This is a genomic window from Rhizobium sp. PDO1-076 (genome assembly GCF_000247475.1).
Classification (GTDB): Bacteria; Pseudomonadota; Alphaproteobacteria; order Rhizobiales; family Rhizobiaceae; genus Allorhizobium.
In genome coordinates this window covers 1-1,776 of the sequence record NZ_AHZC01000250.1, presented here as the reverse complement: position 1 = coordinate 1,776, position 1,776 = coordinate 1, and the positions used below count along the sequence as shown (strand labels likewise).

2 pseudogenes are annotated in these 1,776 nt (G+C 57.8%); both read left to right on the top strand.

What is annotated here, in order from left to right:
- Positions 1-43: 43 nt before the first annotated feature.
- Positions 44-898 (top strand): annotated as a pseudogene (gene tnpC, locus PDO_RS14290) (IS66 family transposase); the annotation flags it as partial.
- Between the two features lie 110 nt (positions 899-1,008).
- Positions 1,009-1,776, top strand: a pseudogene (locus PDO_RS14285) (DNA helicase); the annotation flags it as partial.

Sequence of the window (1,776 nt, the reverse complement as noted above, 5' to 3'; positions counted from 1 at the left end):
GGATGGCGTCTTTCGCTGGCATTTCCTCCGTTAAGTTTACGATGCCGTGGCGACCTATCTCAAGACCTTTCAGGCTCTGTCCTACGAGCGGCTTCAGAACGCATTCGCCGACCTGTTCGGGCTGACCATAAGCCAGGGTGGCCTCATGAATATGCTGCGCCGGGCGCAAGGGACATTTGTCGCCGAACGGGATGTTGCTGTTGGGGCTCTGCGTCGCGCCAAGGTCGTGGCATCCGACGAAACCGGGGTGCGGATCGAGGGAAGCAATTCCTATCAATGGGTGTTCCGCTGCACCGAGGCCGTCGTCCATCAGGCCGCACCGACACGCGGTGCCATCGTGGTCGAGACCTTGATGAACGGGCATCGCCCACAGGTTTGGTGCTCGGATCGCTATTCGGCACAGCAAGGTCATGGTTCTGCGCATCAGACCTGCCTTGCCCATCTGGCGCGCGACGTTGCCTATGCCGAACAGGCCAGCGACGACCCGCTTGCCTGGCGACTTCGGCTCTGGCTTAAAAACGCCTTTGCCTTGGCCAACGACATCACCAATCTTGCCGCATCAACGATCAACACAAAGCGGCGAGCCTTGGAGAAAAGTCTCAACGATATTCTGGCGGCACCGACACACTGCGATTTTGCCCGAAAAGGTCAGAACAAGTTCCGCCGAGCCCGCGATCAGCTTCTGACCTTCGCCCTATATCCAGGCATGATCGAACCGACAAACAACGCCTGCGAGCGCGCCTTGCGACCTGCTGTCGTCCAGCGAAAAGTCACAAACGGCTATCGTGCAATGTGGGCTAAGAAGGGCGAGGCCGACATTCGCTCCGTCATCGATACCGCTCGCCTCAAGCCGGGCGCCAATACCTTCACCATAATACTCAAGACCGTCACAGCCTGACATCAGCCGGAAAAAGGGCGTGGGTAATTACCAAAAAGTTACTCGGGTTCTAATATTAGTCTTCTTAAAGTTGAGAAACGCCGCTAGTCTCCCGCCAGGGGGATATGACGATGCAGTTTTCAGAAACGAGTGAGGCGGAGAACCAAGAGGCCAGTAAATCCGACAATCCTGCCATTGTTGCCGATATTGCCGCCTGCTTCACCTATGCGTCCTACCAGAACGCAATTCCAGTCATCCGGTCGATCCTGGTTGAGAACAATACGGATAGGCACTTCGAACACTGCCGCATCGAGCTGACGGCGTCGCCAGCTTTCCTGAGGCCGAAGTCATGGATCGTTGATCGGCTGGTGCCGGGAGATCGGCTTGTGCTGGCCGATCGAAAAGTGGAATTCGATCCAGGGTACCTCTCGGGGCTGAACGAAGCAGAGCGCGGCGAGATCACACTTCGCATTGCCTCCGGCGGAGAAATTCTGGACGAGAAGCGCCTTGCCGTCAGACTGCTTGCGCGTGACGAATGGGGAGGCGTTGCTGACATGGTGCAGTTGCTGCCGGCCTTTGTCATGCCCAATGATCCCGGTGTGGCCGCCGTTCTGCGAATGGCTGCGGAAAGGCTCAATGCTCATGGCCATTCAGGTGGACTGGATGGGTACCAGTCAAACAATCCCCAGCGTGCCTATATGCTGGCTGCGGCAGTCTACTCAGCGATTGCAGGGATCGGGTTGCACTATGCAGAGCCGCCTGCAAGCTTCGAGAGTCGCGGCCAGAAGATCCGGCGCCCGAGCACGGTCGCTGAGGAGCGGCTCGCCACCTGCCTCGATACCACTCTTCTTTTCGCCGCCGGTTTGGAAGCCGCTGGATTAAACCCCGTGATCTTGATG